Annotated in this window: 16 protein-coding genes; 12 read left to right on the top strand and 4 right to left on the bottom strand. The window is 50.9% G+C overall.

What is annotated here, in order from left to right:
• Window positions 1-33 precede the first annotated feature (33 nt).
• The 8 genes from proS (at window position 34) to ABID13_RS08160 (ending at window position 8,902) form a co-directional block, all read left to right on the top strand.
• Window positions 34-1,473: a proline--tRNA ligase gene (gene proS, locus ABID13_RS08195; RefSeq protein ID WP_045093007.1), complete on the top strand. Its 1,440-nt coding sequence runs from the start codon at window positions 34-36 to the stop codon at window positions 1,471-1,473.
• Window positions 1,474-1,692: 219 nt separating this feature from the next.
• Window positions 1,693-2,247 (top strand): cupin domain-containing protein, encoded by a 555-nt coding sequence (locus ABID13_RS08190; protein ID WP_082082623.1) that lies wholly within the window; start codon window positions 1,693-1,695, stop codon window positions 2,245-2,247.
• Window positions 2,248-2,464: 217 nt separating this feature from the next.
• Entirely contained in the window at window positions 2,465-3,916 is a 1,452-nt protein-coding gene (locus tag ABID13_RS08185) for a Na+/H+ antiporter NhaC family protein (protein ID WP_045093006.1), read from the top strand.
• An 18-nt stretch (window positions 3,917-3,934) separates the two neighbouring features.
• On the top strand, window positions 3,935-4,699 hold the full coding sequence (locus ABID13_RS08180) for an alpha/beta hydrolase family protein (RefSeq protein ID WP_045093005.1): 765 nt from the start codon (window positions 3,935-3,937) through the stop codon (window positions 4,697-4,699).
• A gap of 82 nt (window positions 4,700-4,781) precedes the next feature.
• A complete protein-coding gene (gene dsdA, locus ABID13_RS08175; protein WP_007861834.1) occupies window positions 4,782-6,140 on the top strand; it encodes a D-serine ammonia-lyase in 1,359 nt (452 codons plus the stop codon).
• Window positions 6,141-6,240: 100 nt separating this feature from the next.
• Window positions 6,241-7,530, top strand: coding sequence for a CCA tRNA nucleotidyltransferase (locus ABID13_RS08170; RefSeq protein ID WP_048929073.1), 1,290 nt, complete (start codon window positions 6,241-6,243; stop codon window positions 7,528-7,530).
• A 152-nt stretch (window positions 7,531-7,682) separates the two neighbouring features.
• Window positions 7,683-8,051, top strand: coding sequence for a RidA family protein (locus ABID13_RS08165; RefSeq protein ID WP_007861832.1), 369 nt, complete (start codon window positions 7,683-7,685; stop codon window positions 8,049-8,051).
• A 116-nt stretch (window positions 8,052-8,167) separates the two neighbouring features.
• Window positions 8,168-8,902, top strand: coding sequence for a SanA/YdcF family protein (locus tag ABID13_RS08160; RefSeq protein ID WP_045093002.1), 735 nt, complete (start codon window positions 8,168-8,170; stop codon window positions 8,900-8,902).
• 161 nt (window positions 8,903-9,063) lie between these two features.
• On the opposite strand, the gene ABID13_RS08155 is transcribed toward ABID13_RS08160, so the two are convergent.
• Complete coding sequence (locus ABID13_RS08155) at window positions 9,064-9,693, bottom strand: flavin reductase family protein (protein ID WP_048929072.1); 630 nt, start codon at window positions 9,691-9,693, stop codon at window positions 9,064-9,066.
• A gap of 256 nt (window positions 9,694-9,949) precedes the next feature.
• Here ABID13_RS08155 and ABID13_RS08150 point away from each other — a divergent pair, with 256 nt between their 5' ends.
• The 3 genes from ABID13_RS08150 to ABID13_RS08140 are packed head-to-tail and all read left to right on the top strand — an operon-like array spanning window position 9,950 to window position 12,873.
• Complete coding sequence (locus ABID13_RS08150; RefSeq protein WP_048929071.1) at window positions 9,950-10,813, top strand: hypothetical protein; 864 nt, start codon at window positions 9,950-9,952, stop codon at window positions 10,811-10,813.
• A gap of 22 nt (window positions 10,814-10,835) precedes the next feature.
• Complete coding sequence (locus ABID13_RS08145) at window positions 10,836-11,543, top strand: gamma-glutamyl-gamma-aminobutyrate hydrolase family protein (RefSeq protein ID WP_007861824.1); 708 nt, start codon at window positions 10,836-10,838, stop codon at window positions 11,541-11,543.
• A 1-nt stretch (window position 11,544) separates the two neighbouring features.
• Entirely contained in the window at window positions 11,545-12,873 is a 1,329-nt protein-coding gene (locus tag ABID13_RS08140; RefSeq protein ID WP_007861822.1) for an MATE family efflux transporter, read from the top strand.
• A 23-nt stretch (window positions 12,874-12,896) separates the two neighbouring features.
• On the opposite strand, the gene zwf is transcribed toward ABID13_RS08140, so the two are convergent.
• The 3 genes from zwf to ABID13_RS08125 form a co-directional block, all read right to left on the bottom strand.
• Window positions 12,897-14,291, bottom strand: coding sequence for a glucose-6-phosphate dehydrogenase (gene zwf / locus ABID13_RS08135; RefSeq protein ID WP_045092998.1), 1,395 nt, complete (start codon window positions 14,289-14,291; stop codon window positions 12,897-12,899).
• Window positions 14,281-15,699: an NADP-dependent phosphogluconate dehydrogenase gene (gene gnd, locus ABID13_RS08130; RefSeq protein WP_007861819.1), complete on the bottom strand. Its 1,419-nt coding sequence runs from the start codon at window positions 15,697-15,699 to the stop codon at window positions 14,281-14,283. The genes zwf and gnd overlap by 11 nt, the downstream gene beginning before the upstream one ends.
• A 91-nt stretch (window positions 15,700-15,790) precedes the next feature.
• A complete protein-coding gene (locus ABID13_RS08125; RefSeq protein ID WP_007861818.1) occupies window positions 15,791-16,762 on the bottom strand; it encodes a beta-propeller fold lactonase family protein in 972 nt (323 codons plus the stop codon).
• 360 nt (window positions 16,763-17,122) lie between these two features.
• On the opposite strand from ABID13_RS08125, the gene ABID13_RS08120 reads away from it, so the two are divergent.
• Window positions 17,123-18,529: a deoxyguanosinetriphosphate triphosphohydrolase gene (locus ABID13_RS08120; RefSeq protein WP_048929070.1), complete on the top strand. Its 1,407-nt coding sequence runs from the start codon at window positions 17,123-17,125 to the stop codon at window positions 18,527-18,529.
• The last annotated feature ends 6 nt before the right edge of the window (window positions 18,530-18,535 follow it).

Below are 18,535 nucleotides of genomic sequence, written 5' to 3'. Positions count from 1 at the left end.
AACTGATCAATGATGAAGAAAAGGAGAAAAGTCATGGCAGACAATAAGAAAATGGTGGAAGCCATCACATCCATGGATGAGGATTTTGCCCAGTGGTATACGGATGTGGTAAAGAAGGCTGAGCTGTGCGATTACGCCAGCGTTAAGGGATGTATGGTGATCAAGCCCGCAGGGTATGCAATCTGGGAGAATATCCAGAATGAGCTGGACCGGAGATTTAAGGAGACAGGTGTACAGAATGTATACATGCCTATCTTTATTCCCGAGAGCCTGCTTGAAAAGGAAAAGGATCATGTGGAGGGATTTGCGCCTGAGGTTGCGTGGGTGACCCACGGCGGTCTGGAGCCCCTCCAGGAGCGTATGTGTGTAAGGCCTACTTCCGAAACCCTGTTCTGTGATTTCTATTCAAAGGATATCCACTCCTACCGTGACCTGCCAAGGGTATACAACCAGTGGTGTTCCGTTGTGCGCTGGGAGAAGACCACCCGTCCGTTCCTGCGCTCCAGGGAATTTTTGTGGCAGGAAGGCCATACGGCCCATGCAACCGCTGAGGAAGCGGAGGCCAGAACCATCCAGATGCTGAACGTATACGCGGATTTCTGCGAGGAAGTTCTGGCAATCCCTGTGGTCAAAGGACAGAAGACCGACAAAGAGAAGTTCGCAGGCGCTGAGGCGACATATACCATAGAATCTCTGATGCATGACGGAAAGGCCCTTCAGTCAGGGACCAGCCATAATTTTGGAGATGGATTTGCAAAGGCCTTTGACATTCAGTTCACGGACAAGGACAATACACTAAAGTACGTACACCAGACATCCTGGGGTATGACCACACGTATGATCGGCGCCCTGATCATGGTACACGGTGATGACAACGGGCTGGTGCTTCCTCCCAGAATCGCTCCGGTCCAGGTGATGATCGTGCCGGTACAGCAGCAGAAGGAAGGGGTTCTTGACAAGGCGTTTGAACTGGAGGACCGCCTTAAGAAGGCTGGTTTCTCTGTAAAGACGGATGATTCCGAGAAGAGCCCGGGCTGGAAGTTTGCCGATTGCGAGATGCGCGGGATCCCCCTTCGTGTGGAGATCGGACCAAAGGATATGGAAAAGAACCAGGCGGTTCTGGTACGCCGTGATACCCATGAAAAGACCTTTATTTCCCTGGATGAGCTGGAGGCAAAGGTTTCAGAAATGCTTGAAACCATTCAGAAGGCCATGTACGAGAAGGCAAAGGCCCACAGGGATGCCCACACGTATGCGGCAACAGAGTGGGATGAGTTTGCAAAGACAGTGGACAGCAAGCCGGGCTTTGTAAAGGCCATGTGGTGCGGATGCCAGGAGTGCGAGGATAAGATCAAGGAAGAGACAGGGGCCACCTCCAGATGCATGCCATTTGTACAGGAGAGCCTGTCCGGCCACTGTGTGTGCTGCGGAAAACCTGCCAAGAAGATGGTTTACTGGGGACGGGCATATTAATGACTGGCTGTATGCTGTGAAACAGACTTTATAAGGCGGACATTGTGATGCAGGCATTAAGAAAAAGGCATTGTCAAAGGGAAGGGCATGGGGAATGATACCTCATGTCCTTTTTGGCGATAGTTCTAAAGAATAGATAAATAGTACAATAAAATAGGAAACTGTGATATGATAAAGCAAGACCAATGTTTTACAAGTGAGTCACGGGGGAGTTATTGAATGATGGAAGAAATTAACTTAGGAAAAAAAGTCCAGGATTTCCGCAACATGAGAGGCATGAGCCTTCGGGAACTGGCTAAACGCGCTGGCATGACTGCCTCTATGCTCAGCCAGATAGAAAGGGACTTGGTAAACCCTTCCATAAGTACGCTAAAGGCTATAGCCCAGGCGCTGGAAGTGCCCATGTTCAAGTTTTTTAAGGAGGATCTGCCACAGGTACAGATGATTGTAAGGAGGGGGGAGAACAAGACGATCGGACATCCGGATGCAGATCTGGCTTATACTCTTTTGACCCCGGATGTAAGGGGAAGCATTGAATTCTGTATGATGTCCATACCGCCGGGATTAACTTCGGGAAGAAATCCTCAGGAACATGCGGGTGAGGAAGTGGCATATGTCATCAATGGCAGTGTGGAGATTACCGTTGCCGGGGTTCCTTACCGGCTGGAGGAGGGAGACAGTATCCGTATACCTCCTTTAACTCCTCATCAGTGGAACAATCAGGGAGGGACCATTGTGCAGGTAATATTTGCGATCACACCCCCCAGTTTTTAAATGCAAGTTGATATAAGCAAAATGTAATAATAATATGCGTTAAGCTGTGATTAACTATGATCGCAGCTTTTTTGTTGCATATATACATTGAATAGCTAATATCATAGTAAAAATATAAAAAATAGATAAAAAGTACTTTACAAAATGTAAAGTATATATTAATATATGGTTAAGTTACAATTAACAATCATTAAACAAAAGCGAAAGGAGAAGCGGTATGGAAAAGGCTAAAAAATTGGAGTTTTACGGAGGCAATGGGATGTCATTGGTGCCCTTCATTGTATTCATTGTGATTACAATCGGGTTATCATTTATCAATGCGGCGGATCTTAACATGATGATCGCCTCTGGTGTAATCGGTCTTATTGTTGGTATGCTGCTGGTAAAGGACAAGCCAAGATACTGGGACATTGTGTTGGAAGGCCTGGGGGATAAGATGGCCATGACAGCGGTTCTTATCTGGCTGATAGTGGGCATTTATGGCTCTGTACTAAAATCAGGGCATTTGGTAGAGGGACTGGTGTGGCTCAGTGTTAAGCTGCATTTATCAGGAGCAGGCTTTTGTGTGGCAACCTTTTTATTTTCAGCTACATTTGCCCTGGCCACAGGCGCTGCTTTTGGTACCGTGGCAGCCATGAGTTATATTTTGTATCCTGTTGGCATCCTTATGGGATGCAATCCTGCAGTGCTGGGAGGCGCTATTATATCGGGAGCTATTTTTGGAGATAATATTGCACCTGTCTCAGACACGACCATTGTATCTACCACAGGCCAGACTTACACAAAAAAGTCAGGAAGTGCGGAAATCGGCGGCGCTGTTAAGGACCGTTCCAAATACGTTATAGTCACGTTCCTTATTTCAATTGTGCTGTATGCCATATTCGGGGGAGCCAAGTCGGGACAGGGACTGGACACTGGTGTGGCGGCGGCCCTGCTTGCTGAGAACCAGAATCCTGCCGGACTTCTTATGTTGGTCCCCACTGTGATTGTTATCGGAATGGCGGTTATGGGGAACAACCTGTTTGTTACCCTTCCTGTAGGGATTATCATTGCAGTAGCTGTAGGTTTGGGAGGAGGATTATTTGGATTTTCAGACCTGTTCCGCATTGAAAATGGAGCAGCTATGGGAGCATTTCCGGACGGCGTGGCTGGAATGCTTAGCGTGTGTATTCTTTTGATGGTTGTAGTTTCCATGGGTTCCCTGCTCATTTCCAGCGGATATATGGAAGAACTGGTGGAGCATCTCAGCAGGAACATTAAAACCACCAGGGGGGCGGAGCTTCTCATCTTCCTGTTCAGCAGTGTGTTCTCCGTTCTGATCAGTGCGATCAACACCATTCCAAACATCTGCGCATCGCCACTGGTAAATGCAGTGGGACAGAAGGCAAAGCTTCACCCGTACCGCAGAGCCAACTTCCTGGCTGTGGCGTGTGATTCCTTTAACGCCTGCATGCCCTTTGGCGGCAGTGTACTGCTTTTGCTGGGAATCATGAAGACACTGTCCACAACCTATGATTTTGTGGAAGTGTTGTCTCCTAACGCATTTCTTTTTACCTGCTTCTATCCATGCATCCTGTGGTTTGTGATGCTGTTTGCAATCCTGATTGGTTGGGGTCGTATTTTTGAGGGAGAGAATGGAGAGCCGGTGAAGGAAGAACCAAAGGACTGACAAAGGAGGGAATAATTTATGATTGAGGCATTTACATTAAAGAGCAGGGGAAAGGATATGGTCTGCCTGCTGGAATACAAGGACCCGGCTGCGCGGGGGAAGAAAGTGATCCTTTATAAACATGGATTTTTTGGAAACAAGATAACGCCTCACCGCATCATGGTGAATGCTGGCCATGAGCTTCAGGAGGAGGGCTATACCATCTGCCGCTTTGACTGTGTGGGCGCAGGGGACAGCGAAGGGGACAGCCATTACACTACCATTTACGGGGAGATTGAAGATACAAAGGTGGTCCTGCATTGGATTGAAGAGCAGGTGAAGCCGGATAAATTTATGATACTGGGCTACAGCATGGGAGGCATTGTCACATCTGTGCTGTGCAATGAGGTTCCGTTGGATGGTATTTTGCTGTGGAGCCCATGCAGTGAACCCTATGCCAATTTCCGCCATCTGCTGGGGGAGGAATTATTTGAAAAAGGACTTCAGGGAAATGATGTGGACTTTATGGGCGACTTGGTTTCCCATGAATTTTTTGAGGGGCTGGACGCACCGCAGATTGACCCTCTGGCCGCCATACGGAATTTTAAAAAGCCATTGAGGCTGATACAGGGAGATGGCGATAAAGACGTGCCGGTATATAATTCCCGCAGATATCAGGAGACAGTGCCAAAGGCTGTGCGCCATGTGATCTCCGGCGCAACCCATGGTTATGACAGGGTATCCTGGCAAAGGGAACTTTTGGATTATACAAAAAGGTTTGTAAAAGATATAATGGGAGATTAGGCTTTCCCTGCATTAAAAGGTCCGGCCCTGCGGCGCATCCTGCCTCAGGGCGGTCCGGTATTATTGAAAGGACGAATCTGATATGGTGGTAAATGTACAGGAGTTAAAAAACAAGTATCCTTTAATAAAGGATATGGAACAGGCCAAAGCGGTCATATGGATGAATGAAGGCCTGATGGATACGAAATCTGCCATGGAGGGGCTGACCCTTTCCGTGGATGATATAGATGATGCAGAGCGCAGATGGACACGTTTTGCCCCTTTTATTGAGAGGGAATTTCCTGAAACAGAGGAGTGGGGAGGATTGATCGAATCGCCCCTGAAGGAAATCGGTAAAATGAAAGACTGCCTGAACACACAATGGAGGGCCGGGCTGGAGGGCCGTCTGATGTTAAAAATGGACAGCAACCTGGCAGTGGCCGGTTCGGTAAAGGCAAGAGGCGGTATCTATGAAATACTGAAGCATTCTGAGGACCTGGCATTGGAGCAGGGAATGATCACAAGGGAGGACAACTATGAGAAATTTGCCCTTCCCCGGTTCCGGGAATTTTTTCACAGGCATTCCATCCATGTGGGATCCACCGGAAATCTGGGGTTGTCCATCGGAATCATTAGCGCTGCCCTGGGATATAATGTGACTGTACATATGTCCATGGATGCGAAGCAGTGGAAAAAGGATCTGCTGCGGCAAAAGGGTGTCCACGTGATGGAATATGCTTCCGATTACAGCGAAGCTGTAAAACAGGGGAGGAAATTGGCAAAGGAGGATCCAATGAGCTATTTTGTGGATGATGAGAATTCCGTGAATCTGTTCCTGGGGTACTCCGTAGCAGCCAAGCGCCTGAAAACGCAGCTGGACGGGACAGGTGTGACGGTGGATGGGGAACATCCTCTGTTTGTATACATTCCCTGCGGAGTGGGAGGCGCCCCCGGAGGCGTGGCATTTGGGTTAAAACAGGTTTTTGGGGATCATGTATACTGTTTCTTTGAGGAACCGGTGCAGGCCCCATGTATGCTTCTGGGGGTTATGACAGGGCTTCACAATGATATTTGTGTCCAGGACATCGGGCTTTCCGGTCAGACTGCGGCGGATGGGCTGGCAGTGGGGCGGCCGTCCAAATTTGTGGGAAAGACCATTGCACATATGCTGGCAGGAGAGTTTACCATAGGGGATGACAATCTGTACCGGTTCATGGGTGCGCTCATGGACGAGGAGGGGATCTTCATAGAGCCCAGCTCCTGTGCTGCCTTCCAGGGACCGGCCAAACTGTGTTCCAGTCCTGAGGGAAGAAAGTTCCTGAAGGAACACGGACTTGAGGGTCAGATGGCGCAGGCCGTTCACATCGCCTGGGCCACAGGAGGAAACCTTGTACCCCAGGATGTGCGCAGACAGTACTACGAGAAGAGCAGGAAACTCAGGGCACAGCAAGACACACAGTAAGATGCACGGCAAAATGCTGCATAATCCGGACTGGAAAATGCAATAAAAAGCTGGTAAAATAGAGCAGGTAGAGACAAACTATAAGGAATGGAACCATAATATGAAGATTAGCATACCTGCTCCCGCAGAGGAGATCATCGGTAAACTGAATGAATATGGATATGAGGCATATGTTGTTGGCGGCTGTGTCAGGGATATGATGCTGGGGCGGGAGCCGGGAGACTGGGATATCACCACCAGTGCCCTGCCTGACCAGGTGAAGCAGGTGTTCCGCCGCACGGTGGACACAGGGATCCAGCACGGCACTGTGACTGTGATGATGGGGAATGAGGGCTATGAGGTCACCACATACCGCATTGATGGGGAGTACTCTGACGGACGCCATCCCAACCATGTGGAATTCACCCCCAACCTGGCGGAGGATCTAAAGCGCCGGGACTTCACGATCAATGCCATGGCATACAACAGCCGGACCGGTTTTGTGGATGAATTTGGCGGTGCGGAGGACCTGAAGAAAGGGATCATCCGATGTGTGGGGGAACCCATGGACCGCTTTACAGAGGATGCCCTGAGGATCCTGCGGGCCATCCGTTTTTCCGCCCAGTTAGGGTTTTTAATTGAGGACAGGACTTATGAGGCCATCAGGAAGATCGCTCCCAACATGGTCCATGTGAGCAAGGAGCGTATCCAGACCGAACTTACAAAGCTGCTTTTAAGCAGCCATCCGGGGCATATGGAGCTGGTGTATGAGACGGGGATCAGTTCCTATGTGTCTGACGCATTTCACCGGGCATACTGGAGAGAAGAGGAAGCCGGAAAGGTTCCGGCCTCTTTTCAGAGCGCAGTGGAACGGACGGACCGCAGGGTTCCCCTGATCCCCGCGTCCATTGCTCCTGAAAAGCACATGCGCTGGGCAGGCTTTCTGCGCAGATGCACGCCGGACCATGCGGAGGCCGTGCTAAAAGATCTGAAACTGGATAATGATACTATAAACAAGGCAAAGACCCTTGTTCACTGGCAGGGAACCAGGATTACACCGGACAAACATTCGATCCGGGTTGTGATGAGCCGGATGGAACCGGATTTGTTTGATGATCTGCTGTCGCTGAAAATGTGTCTGGCCGAACCGGATCTTAAGACAGGGGAACCCCGGCCGGAGACAGGGGAGGAACTGGAACTCATTGCCCGGCTGGCGGAGGAGATCCGCTGCCGGGGGGACTGCATCAGCCTGAAAACTTTGGCAGTCAGCGGACACGATATCATGGAGGCGGGCGTGAAGCCGGGAAAGGAAGTGGGCGCAGCGCTGGCCGGGCTTCTGGAGTTTGTGCTGGAGGATCCAAAGCGGAACACAAGGGAGATTCTTTTGCAGTATCTTGGATCCGGGCAATAACAGATCCGCCATAGATAACAAAGCTATTGCAACATTTTCAATAATTGGATATAATGGCTATGGGGTTCGTGTGAACGCGTAAGAATGAAAAATAATAATATGGGGAATATATGAACGTACGGACATTTCCCCTAAATTAAGGAGGATTTACAATGAACGTAATCAGTACAGAAAAAGCACCAGGCGCAATTGGACCATATTCTCAGGGATTTGAAGTAAACGGAATGGTTTATACTTCCGGGCAGATTCCTGTAAACCCGGCAGACGGCACTACTCCTGAGGGCATTGCAGCACAGGCTGAGCAGAGCTGCAAAAATGTGGGCGCCATCCTGGAAGCAGCAGGCAGCGGCTTTGACAAGGTATTTAAGACCACCTGCTTCCTGGCAGATATGGGTGACTTTGCTGCATTTAACGAAGTATATGCTAAGTATTTCACTTCCAAGCCAGCCAGAAGCTGTGTGGCTGTTAAGACCCTTCCAAAGGGCGTGCTGTGTGAGATCGAAGCAATCGCTGTTAAATAAGGGATTACCAGATAAGATCATAAAAGCCGCATTTTCCCGTAGTCATGCACGGGAAGTGCGGCTTTGCTGATATATAAACATGCCGGGGGAGATGGCGGGAAAGGAAGGCTTGCGGGATGAAGATAAGGTCATTTGTGAGGAAGACGGTCAGAGTGCTGCTGGTTTTGGGATTGGCAGGATGCCTGGTGATGTTTTTGGTGAATCTGTATATGATCCGCAAAGAGGAAAAGTATATCCTGACCGCGGACCAGGCCGGGGAACTGGAGGATGTGGACTGTATTATGGTGCTGGGCTGCGGCGTCAGGCCTGACGGTACTCCATCGGGTATGCTGAGCGACCGGCTGGATCAGGGGATCCGGCTTTATGATGAACATGTATCGGACAAACTTCTCATGAGCGGTGACCACGGAAAGGTCAACTATGACGAGGTGAACCTGATGAAACAGTTTGCCATTGACAGGGCGGTTCCCTCTGAGAATATTTTTATGGACCATGCAGGTTTTTCCACCTATGAGAGCATGTACCGCGCCAGGGACATTTTCCAGGTGAAGAAGATTGTGATCGTGACCCAGCGCTACCATATGTACCGCGCCCTCTATGTGGCTCAGTCCATGGGCATGGAGGCTTACGGCGTGGCCTCGGACCCCAGAACCTACGGGGGGCAGCGGATGAGGGATGTGAGGGAACTTCTGGCACGGCCAAAGGACCTGATCTACACCATTGTGATGCCAAAACCCACCTACCTTGGAGACTCCATTCCGGTGAGCGGGGACGGCAATGTGACCAATGACAAGGATGAGAACCGTAAGCGGGCAGTTTCCGCAACAGCGGTTCCCCAGGAGAATGAGTAAGGGATTTCCGTTTATCTCATCATAAAATACCCCCATACCCTGCTATATTTGGGGAGCAGGATATGGGGGTATTGGTCTGCTCCGGTCCGTAATGGTCCGAAGCAATGCACAGGCCGTGCACATACCGTTTTATCTATATGGTAAAAGAAAATATAGCAATATTATAATTTTACAAAATAGCTGGCGTCCTTGCCGCATACCGGGCAGATAAAGTCATCGGGCAGCGTGTCTGACTCCAGGATGTAGCCGCACACGGTGCAGCGGTAGCCCGCCGCCTTTTCGGTATTCTCCTGGTAGGAAGGGGCGTTAGGCGGTGTGGTTCCGTTTTTCTTTACATGATAGTTGGCGTAGGTGAGAGATGGGGAGGCAGAATCCATAACCTCCGCTTCCACTACTTCACCAATGACGATCACATGGGTCCCCACATCCAGGGTGGAGATCACGCGGCAGGCAAAACGGGCGCAGACCCCTTCGATGGGGTATGGATTGCTCAGGCTGTCGCGTCCCTGGGGAATGCCGTCATACTTATCCACATTCTTGCCCGACTGGAAACCGAACCGCTTGATCTGCTCCATCTCCACATCCTCGGACAGGACAACGCCGGAAAATGTACCGGACGTCTCGATCAGCTTCAATGTATAATTGTTTTTGTTCAGCGCAATGGAAAGCCTGGCCGGTGATGATGTTACCTGGGCCATGGTATTGATCACGCATCCGCCGTCCTTTCCGTCAGCACTGCTGGATACAATGTAAACCCCATAATTTAATTTGAAAAATGCTTTTGGATCCATAAATATAACCCTCCTGTTTTGGATATGATGCACTTGGTACATTCTGTTTGCTATCCTCAGCGGACAAGGGGCGTGTGTCCCCCTTGTCCGTTGAGGGTATAGTTTGATTTTACCACGTTCATTTGATAATATGTATATGTTTATATTATATCACATAAAATGGATTAAATCAATAATAATTACTATTATTATAACATCTTTTTAACACAAAATGGCATGTTTAGCAGAAATGTAAACAGTAAAGAGAAGGGAGATAATGGCTGCCGTGAAAAATAGGAAAAAACTGGTTATTATGAACTTTTCCGGGGTGTACGAAAAAGAGGATTTCTATAAGGACATGCAGCACCTGTGGATCGACTGCAGGGATATACTGGGGACAAACTGCTACTGTGATGAGGAGGCAGAGGCGCGGATCGGGGAACGGATCAGGGATAAACAGCTGAAAGAGGGGATCCATTTCCTGGATTCAGGCAATTACCATTATCTGAGCAAGATCTGGCTGGACCAGGTGGAGGAAGATATGGAACTTCTTGTGTTTGACCATCACACGGATATGCAGCTCCCCATGTTCGGGGATATCCTGTCCTGCGGGGGATGGATCAAAACAGTACTGGAGCATAATCCCAGGGTGAAACGCGTGTGGCTGGCAGGGCCGCCTGCCCAGGCCGTGAGGGAGATTGCAGGGGAGAGCTGGGCGGCATCAGGGCAGCGGTCAGGGCCGCTGCCGGGGCCATTGCCGGTTCCGCTGCCGGGGCCGGCATCAGGGATGGCAGAGGTCAGGGTGGTGTGGATCAGCGAGGATGATATGACGGATCTGGGCTTTTGGAAGAAACAGATGGGCAGCTCCTCCCTTCCCCTGTATATTTCCGTGGATAAAGACGTGCTGAGCCGGGATCATGCCAGGACGAACTGGAACCAGGGGAGTACAAAACGTTCCGTTTTATTGGACTGTATCAGTGCGGCCGCCTCCTGCCGCCGGATCATAGGCATGGACGTGTGCGGCGAAGATCCGGAAGGAGACAGGGAGAGTGCAAAAGCCAGGGAGGACATTTCCATTAATAATCAAACAAACAGGGAACTTATCTGTTGCTTTATGGAAAAATGTGGTATAGTGTCATAAAAAAGGAATGGAGGCAATGCGGATGAAGCCTGTAATTGGAGTCATACCCCTGTTTGATGATAAAAAAGACAGTATCTGGATGGTGCCGGGATACATGGAGGGAATCCGCCGGGCGGGAGGTATTCCCATGATGCTTCCCCTGACATGGGAAAAGGGAGATTTAGAACAAATCAACAGCATGTGCAGGGGCTATCTGTTTACCGGGGGACATGATGTGGCGCCTAAACTGTACGGCGAGACGGAAAGCAGCCTTTGCGGCCCTGCCAACCGTCAGAGGGATCAGCTGGAAACATATATTTTTCATTTGGCATGGAACGATGATAAGGCAGTTCTGGGCATCTGCCGCGGCCTGCAGCTTATCAATGTGCTCATGGGAGGAACCTTGTACCAGGATCTGCCGTCACAGTTTCAAGGGTCAAAGGAGATAGAGCATCATATGTGCCCTCCTTATGACAGGCCCTGCCATCAGGTGAAACTGACAGAGGAGGGACCTCTTTTCCGGCTGCTGGAAAAGAGGGAACTGGGAGTAAACAGTTATCACCATCAGGGGATCAAAAAGCTGGCGCCTGGACTGGGAATCTCGGCCGTGGCCGAGGACGGGCTGGTGGAAGGAATCTATGCCCGGGATAAGAGATACATACAGGCCATTCAGTGGCACCCGGAGTTTATGGGTCGGGAAGACCGGGACTCGGGAAAAATATTCAGAGAATTTGTTGAAGGATGTAAGTGACATGCATAGAGACTTGACAGTGGGAAGCATTACAGGAACCATGCTGCGGTTTGCACTGCCCATGATATTGGGCAATCTTTTGCAGCAATTTTATAACATAGCGGATACCCTGATCGTAGGGCGTTATCTGGGGGCGAATGCATTGGCTGCCGTGGGAGCGGCCTATGCGCTGATGACATTTCTTACCTCTATCCTTCTGGGACTGAGTATGGGGAGCGGGGCCGTGTTTTCCCTCCGGTTCGGGGAGAAAAATTCGGATATGCTTAAGAACAGCATATTTGTCTCCTTTGTTATGATAGCGGCAGTTGCATTGGCGGTAAATGCAGGTGTGTTTCTGTTCATCGACCCGATCATGAGGCTTTTGTGTGTGCCGGGTGAACTGTATGCCCTGATGCGGGAGTATCTGTGGATCATATTTTATGGGATATTTGCAGTATTCCTGTATAATTTTTTTGCATCCCTTTTGCGCGCGGTGGGAAATTCCTTTATCCCGCTGGTGTTTTTAGGCATTGCGGCAGTGCTCAACGTAATCCTGGACCTGGTCTTTGTCCTGGTATTCCACTGGGGCGTTGGGGGCGCGGCCGGGGCAACGGTGATCGCCCAGTTTGTGTCAGGGGTCGGTATCGGAATCTATACGTTTGTAAAAATGCCCGAGTTCAGGATCGGAAAAAGCCATATGAGAATGGACCGCCGTGTCCTTGGGGAAATATCCCAGTTTTCATTTCTTACCTGCGCCCAGCAGTCGGTGATGAACTTCGGCATACTGATGGTGCAGGGCCTTGTAAACAGTTTTGGGACCGTGGTAATGGCTGCATTTGCGGCAGCTGTAAAAATAGATTCCTTTGCCTATATGCCGGTGCAGGACTTTGGAAATGCCTTTTCCACATTCATAGCCCAAAATTACGGAGCCGGCAAACGGGACAGGATCAAGGCCGGGATCAAAAGCGCGGTTATTGTATCCATTTCCTTCTGTCTTTTTATATCAGCCATTGTATGGATATTTGCAAAACAGCTGATGCTGATCTTTGTCCAGCCCCAGGAGACGGAGATACTGGCCGTGGGCGTGGGATATCTCAGGATCGAGGGGGCATTTTATTGGGGCATCGGATGCCTGTTCCTTTTGTATGGCCTGTACAGGGCTGTCAGAAGGCCGGGGATGTCCGTGGTCCTCACCGTGATCTCCCTGGGAACCAGGGTGGCGCTGGCTTATGCGCTGGCATCCGTCCCATCCATTGGGGTGACCGGGATCTGGGTCTCGGTTCCCATTGGATGGATCCTGGCGGATCTGGCTGGATTTTTATATTACGGGAGGGTACGCAAGGAACTGTAGGAAGGAATGCCGCGTATCCAATCCTACAAAAGCCAATGCTCCCCCTGCCCAAGCATCCTCTCAGCTTCCCCGGGCCCGGGGGTTCCCGGAACATAGGAGTACAAAGGCAGGTCCGTATCTGAATACAGCTTCTTCAGCCTGCTCACATAATTCCAGCAGAGTTCGATCTGGTCCCACTGGGAGAACCAGGAGCTTTCACCCTTAATGCAGGCAGTGATCAGGCGCTCATATGCCTCAGGCGTGTTAAGCTGATGGACCAGGTTGCAGTTCTGGCAAAAGTCCATTTTGGTGGGAATGATATCGTCCGTATCCCCGGGCCGCTTGATATTAAACTGCAGGTAGACGCCCTCGGTGGGCTGGATCTTGATGATCAGCACATTGGGCTCCACCTGGGCGTATGGCCGGCGGAAGATCACGGAAAGTTCAATCTCCCGCATCCCTGTCTTTTTGCCCGTGCGTATATAAAATGGGGTCCCTTTCCAGCGGGTGTTGTCAATAAACAGCTTTAAGGCCGCAAAGGTTTCGGTTTTGGAATCCGGTTTGACAAGCGGTTCCTGCCGGTAGCCGTCATACTGGCCAAGTACCAGCATGTCGCTGATGGACTCCTCATCAGCCTGACGCAGGGATGTGAATACATCCAGCTGGGCATCGTGCAGCCCCTTTGGGGTCATTTCACCGGGTTCTTCCATGGCCATGATGGACAGGATCTGCAGCAGATGGTTCTGCACCATGTCCTTTAGCGCGCCGCTGGCGTCATAGTATCCGCCGCGGGTCTCCACGCCCATATCCTCCAGGGCTGAAATCTGTACGGACTCAATGTAACGTGAGTTCCACACATCTGTGAAGATGGGGTTCGCAAACCGGATAGCCTGGATGTTGCGGACCATTTCCTTGCCCAGATAGTGGTCGATCCGGTAGATCCCCCTGGCTCCGAAGTGAGCTTCCAGTTCCTTGTTCAGGGCCGCTGCCGAGGCCAGGTTTTCGCCAAAGGGTTTTTCCAGGATGACCTTGCCGTTCTCAGAGCCTTTTACTTCCTTGAGTCCCTGGGTGATGACGCTGAAAAAGCGGGGAGCCACCGCGTAATAAAAGATGTGGGAACCAATATCCTGCTCCCTGTAATATGCATCCAGGCCCTGGTAGGCATTGATATCAGAAAAATTCATTTGATAGTAATACAGTTTTTCTGCAAACTGCAAAAAGCTGTCTTCCTTAAAGGGGAGCCGGGTGAATTTCTCCACCCAGTCCCTGGCCGCCCTGCGGTAGCTGCCGCTGTCATAATCCCGGCGTCCGATGATGACGATTCGGCTGGCATTTGGAAGCTTGCCCGTGAGAACCATGGTGTACAGCGCGGGAAGAAGCTTGCGGAACGTCAGGTCTCCAGTGCCGCCGAAAATGGTAATATTTGTGTCAATTTTCATCTGTTTTCCTCCATTGGTGGTGGAATGTGCCTTGGCGGTCCGTCCTTTCATAGGTGTGGGCGCCAAAACAGTCCCGCTGGGCCTGGATCAGGTTGGCTCCTGCAGCCTTTGCCCGGAACGCATCCAGATAGGATACCGCGTTGCAGAGGGCGGGAACGGGAAGTCCGTTTAACACGCCTGTGGATACCGCTGTGCGCAGGCTGTCCTGGTGCTCATTGACCCTGGACAGGAAAAAGGTGTCGAATATCAGGTTCTCCGGCTTATCCTCTGCCTCAAATGCGTGGGTGATATCATTCAGGAAGGCGGCCTGGATAATGCATCCGGCCCGGAAAATGGCAGCGATCCTGCCTAAGTCCAGATTCCACCCATACTGACTGGAAGCATCCTGCATCAGGGCAAACCCCTGGGCATATGCGATGATCTTTCCGGTATATAAGGCTGCGCGGACCATGTGGGCAAATGCTTTTTTGTCCTGTGCAATCCGCAGATCAGGGGAAGGGATCAGCCGGGCGGCCTTTTCCCTTGATTCCAGGTGGTTGGACATGATGCGGGCCGCGCAGGCGGAGGTGATCATGGAGATGTCCACACCCTGCTTTAAGGCTTCTATGCTGGCCCATCTTCCTGTGCCCTTCTGCTTGGCGCTGTCCAGGATGGAATCGATGAGCCGGCCCTGGCCCAGGTCATCCTGCTCCCTGAAAATATCAGCGGTGATGCCGATGAGATAACTGTGCAGTTCACCCTGATCCCAGGAATGGAAGGTGTCCGCCAGCTCCTCGTTGGTAAAGCCGCCCACATATTTCAGGAGAAGATAGGATTCCGCGATCAGCTGCATGTCGGCGTATTCGATGCCGTTGTGGACCATTTTTACATAATGTCCGGCGCCATCCGGCCCGATGTAGGCGCAGCAGGGTTCTCCCATTGCCCTGGCCGCAATGGCTTCCAGGATGGGACGTACGGACTCATAGGCCTCCCCATTGCCTCCGGGCATGATGGATGGACCGAATCTTGCTCCTTCTTCCCCTCCGGAAATGCCCACACCCAGATAGTGGATCCCTTTTTCTTCCAATTCCCTGGCCCGTCTCACGGTATCCCCGTAAAAGGAGTTGCCTCCATCCATAATGATGTCACCCTGCTCCAGGAGCGGCGCCAGCTGGCCGATGACCGCGTCCACAGGTTTGCCGGCCTGGATCATCAGCATGACCCTTCTGGGAGGGGTGAGGGAGGATATAAGTGCCTCCAGGTCATAAAATGGGACCAGGTTCTCATGGGGATGCTCTTGTACCACCTGTTTTGTGACAGCAGCGCTGCGGTTGTAACCTCCAACTTTAAATCCATGGTCCGCCATATTAAGGGCAAGGCTGCGCCCCATAACGGACAGGCCGATAATTCCAATATCAATCTTTGTCATGTTAATTCCTCCATATTATTTATTTGTACTCTTGGGGGCTCCCAAGCATCTATCTTTGCGGCTGTTTTTCAGCCATCAATGCAGCGGCATCTTATGCAAGCACCACGGATACCGCCTCCGGGGCGGGAACACGGGAACACAGGCCAAGGATGCGTCCGCTTTCAGGGTCAAGGCCAAAGCATACAAGGCCTCCCCTGGTACGGTTCACGGAAAGCAGGTACCTGCCGTCCGGTGTAAGGATGATATCCCGGGGATGGACCCCGCCGCAGCCGGCCTGCTGGATTTGGTGCAGTCCGGATCCGTCTATGGAATAGACAGTGATCAGGTCGGCAAAACGGGTGGATACATACAGGAAGCGCCCGTCCGGGGACAACCGGACTGCTGCTGATGCAGGGGGGTCACGGTATACTGCTCCCTGGGGCAGGATGGGGTATACTTCCCGTGGATCGGTTTCTCCTGCCTGGTACAGGAACACCTGATTGCTCAGTTCGCTGACCAGGAACAGTCTATGATGGAAGGGATCAAATATTCCATGGCGGGGGCCTGTGCCCCTTGGAAATGTCAGCTCTCCCACAAGGGAATAGTCCCTGTCGCAGTCATATATTTTCACTGAGTCAAGTAACAGACAGGGAACCAGCATATAATGGTCATAGAGGAGAATCTGGTGACAGCCGGCTTTGGGTGCAATATGGATACGCTTTGCCAGCTTGATCCCCTCGGGAGATCTGTCATATACCAGAACAGAGCCTTCGTGGTAATTGGCAGTGTACAGGTGTCCGCAATCCTGTGTTACATAACAAGCAGGCGCTGTTTCGTGGAAGGCTTCCCCTATAAGAACAGGCTCCTTAGCGCTGATGTCCAGCAGGCAGACCCCTGCAAGGCCGCCTCTTTTCTCCGGGGCGGCCAGCATTGTGCCGTCCAGGGACAGGTACTTACAGTCCGGGGCATTATAATAGAGTTCGGGCCGGGACAGGGAGCCATCCTTCAGGTCAAGGGAGAAACGGTATATGCCCAGACTTTCAGGTGAGGCGTAAGTGCCCAGATAACCGGTGAGTTTATTCATGTGAGATCCTTTCTATGCTATCTGTTACTGATTACTTTACAGTTACTAATTGTAATTATAAAAGTTACAGTAACATATGTCAAGAGCCAAATGAAATATTAAAAATGTAACATTCAGCCGATAATCCAGTATTCCCTGATATTTACAGGGTTATGTGCCTTTTGCACGGAGTCCTGTTGAGAAATTTTCTGAATAAAAGCATTACCCTGAGGATGAGATGCTGCTGGTAAAGGAAGGGGAGTGCGGCAGGGAGAACCGGTATCCGCTGTTTATGGAAAGTTAGAAATTCTTTTCCAATACTATTTGCATTTTTCCTTAATTTGTTGATAATAGAGATAGAAAACAAAAAGGAGACAGGCCATGAACTGGAATACACTGCTCTGTGATGACAGAATCCGGAGTTATAAAAAAATATCATCCACAGACCTGCGCACGGAGTTTGAGAAGGATTACCACCGCATCATCGGAAGCGCCTCCTTCCGCCGCCTTCAGGACAAGACCCAGGTGTTTCCGCTGGACAGGAGTGATTTTGTGAGGACAAGGCTTACCCACTCCCTGGAGGTGTCCTCCCTGGCCAAGTCCCTGGGACAGAATATTTCCGAGAGCATCCGTACCAGGATCAAGGACGAGACATTTTTGCCTGAACACAAGGCCGCTGTGTGCGACATACTTCAGTGCGCCGGGCTGATCCATGACATTGGAAACCCGCCCTTTGGACATTTTGGGGAGACTTCTATTCAGGACTGGTTTAAACAGAATCTGAGCAGGCTCAATTTTAAGGGAAGACCCATCAGCCAGATACTGGAACCCCAGATGCTCCTTGATTTTTTTAACTTTGAGGGCAATACCCAGGCGTTCCGTGTGGTTACGCGGCTGCATTTTTTGGTGGATGAGCACGGTATGAACCTGACAAAGGCCCTGCTGGGAACCATTATCAAGTATCCGGTATCTTCCCTGGAGATCTGTAAGGACAGCGGCGATATCCGGACCAAGAAAATGGGATATTTCTATGCAGATAAAGACAACTTTGAGGACGTGCAGCAGTCCACGGGTACCTGCGGCAGGCGCCATCCCCTCACCTTTCTTCTGGAAGCGGCGGATGATATTGCATATAAGACAGCGGATATAGAGGATGCGGTGAAAAAGGGCTGCATTTCCTATGACCGCCTTTTGGCGGAGCTGAAGGGATTCTGTGCGGACAGGCAGACGGACCGGTACCGGCAGATCGTATCCTGGCTGGAGGAGCGCTACTACAAGGGTGTGGAGCGGGGCTACAGCGGCCCGGACCAGTATGCGGTACAAAACTGGATCATAAGCGCCCAGGGACAGATGATCGCAGGGGTAACGGACTGTTTTACGGAGCATTACGGGGCCATCATGGATGGTACCTATGGAAAAGATATGTTTGCGGGAACCGATGTGGAGCTACTGATGGAGGCATTGGGGGACATTGCCTACAGGTATGCCTTTGATACCAGGCCCATCCTGAAGCTGGAGATCGCGGCACAAACCATCTTTAGCTTCCTTTTGGACCGGTTCGTGGACGGGGTGATCCCGTGGGATACGGACCTGGCCATGACACAGGTGCAGAGAAAGATGGTTTCCCTTATTTCCGATAATTATAAGAAGATATACTCCCTCTGCTCAAAGGGCAGGAGCGAGGAGGAAAAACTGTATCTGCGCCTGCTGCTGGTCACGGATTATATTTGCGGAATGACAGACAGCTATGCCAAGGATATGTATCAGGAACTGAACGGGATCGTTTAGAAGGCA

This window comes from Enterocloster citroniae (assembly GCF_040545455.1).
Lineage (GTDB): Bacteria > Bacillota > Clostridia > Lachnospirales > Lachnospiraceae > Enterocloster > Enterocloster citroniae.
The sequence above is the reverse complement of the archived record's forward strand: the minus strand, read 5'-3'. Positions and strand labels throughout refer to the sequence as shown.

What these genes read in the sequence shown, in the direction of transcription:
- proS (WP_045093007.1), top strand. Translation starts at nt 34, where the DNA reads ATGGCAGACAATAAGAAAATGGTGGAAGCCATCACATCCATGGATGAG.
- ABID13_RS08150 (WP_048929071.1), top strand. Translation starts at nt 9,950, where the DNA reads ATGGCTGCCGTGAAAAATAGGAAAAAACTGGTTATTATGAACTTTTCC.
- ABID13_RS08170 (WP_048929073.1), top strand. Translation starts at nt 6,241, where the DNA reads ATGAAGATTAGCATACCTGCTCCCGCAGAGGAGATCATCGGTAAACTG.
- ABID13_RS08145 (WP_007861824.1), top strand. Translation starts at nt 10,836, where the DNA reads ATGAAGCCTGTAATTGGAGTCATACCCCTGTTTGATGATAAAAAAGAC.
- ABID13_RS08190 (WP_082082623.1), top strand. Translation starts at nt 1,693, where the DNA reads ATGATGGAAGAAATTAACTTAGGAAAAAAAGTCCAGGATTTCCGCAAC.
- gnd (WP_007861819.1), bottom strand. Translation starts at nt 15,699, where the DNA reads ATGACAAAGATTGATATTGGAATTATCGGCCTGTCCGTTATGGGGCGC.
- ABID13_RS08185 (WP_045093006.1), top strand. Translation starts at nt 2,465, where the DNA reads ATGGAAAAGGCTAAAAAATTGGAGTTTTACGGAGGCAATGGGATGTCA.
- ABID13_RS08160 (WP_045093002.1), top strand. Translation starts at nt 8,168, where the DNA reads ATGAAGATAAGGTCATTTGTGAGGAAGACGGTCAGAGTGCTGCTGGTT.
- ABID13_RS08180 (WP_045093005.1), top strand. Translation starts at nt 3,935, where the DNA reads ATGATTGAGGCATTTACATTAAAGAGCAGGGGAAAGGATATGGTCTGC.
- ABID13_RS08155 (WP_048929072.1), bottom strand. Translation starts at nt 9,693, where the DNA reads ATGGATCCAAAAGCATTTTTCAAATTAAATTATGGGGTTTACATTGTA.
- dsdA (WP_007861834.1), top strand. Translation starts at nt 4,782, where the DNA reads ATGGTGGTAAATGTACAGGAGTTAAAAAACAAGTATCCTTTAATAAAG.
- ABID13_RS08165 (WP_007861832.1), top strand. Translation starts at nt 7,683, where the DNA reads ATGAACGTAATCAGTACAGAAAAAGCACCAGGCGCAATTGGACCATAT.
- zwf (WP_045092998.1), bottom strand. Translation starts at nt 14,291, where the DNA reads ATGAAAATTGACACAAATATTACCATTTTCGGCGGCACTGGAGACCTG.
- ABID13_RS08140 (WP_007861822.1), top strand. Translation starts at nt 11,545, where the DNA reads ATGCATAGAGACTTGACAGTGGGAAGCATTACAGGAACCATGCTGCGG.
- ABID13_RS08120 (WP_048929070.1), top strand. Translation starts at nt 17,123, where the DNA reads ATGAACTGGAATACACTGCTCTGTGATGACAGAATCCGGAGTTATAAA.
- ABID13_RS08125 (WP_007861818.1), bottom strand. Translation starts at nt 16,762, where the DNA reads ATGAATAAACTCACCGGTTATCTGGGCACTTACGCCTCACCTGAAAGT.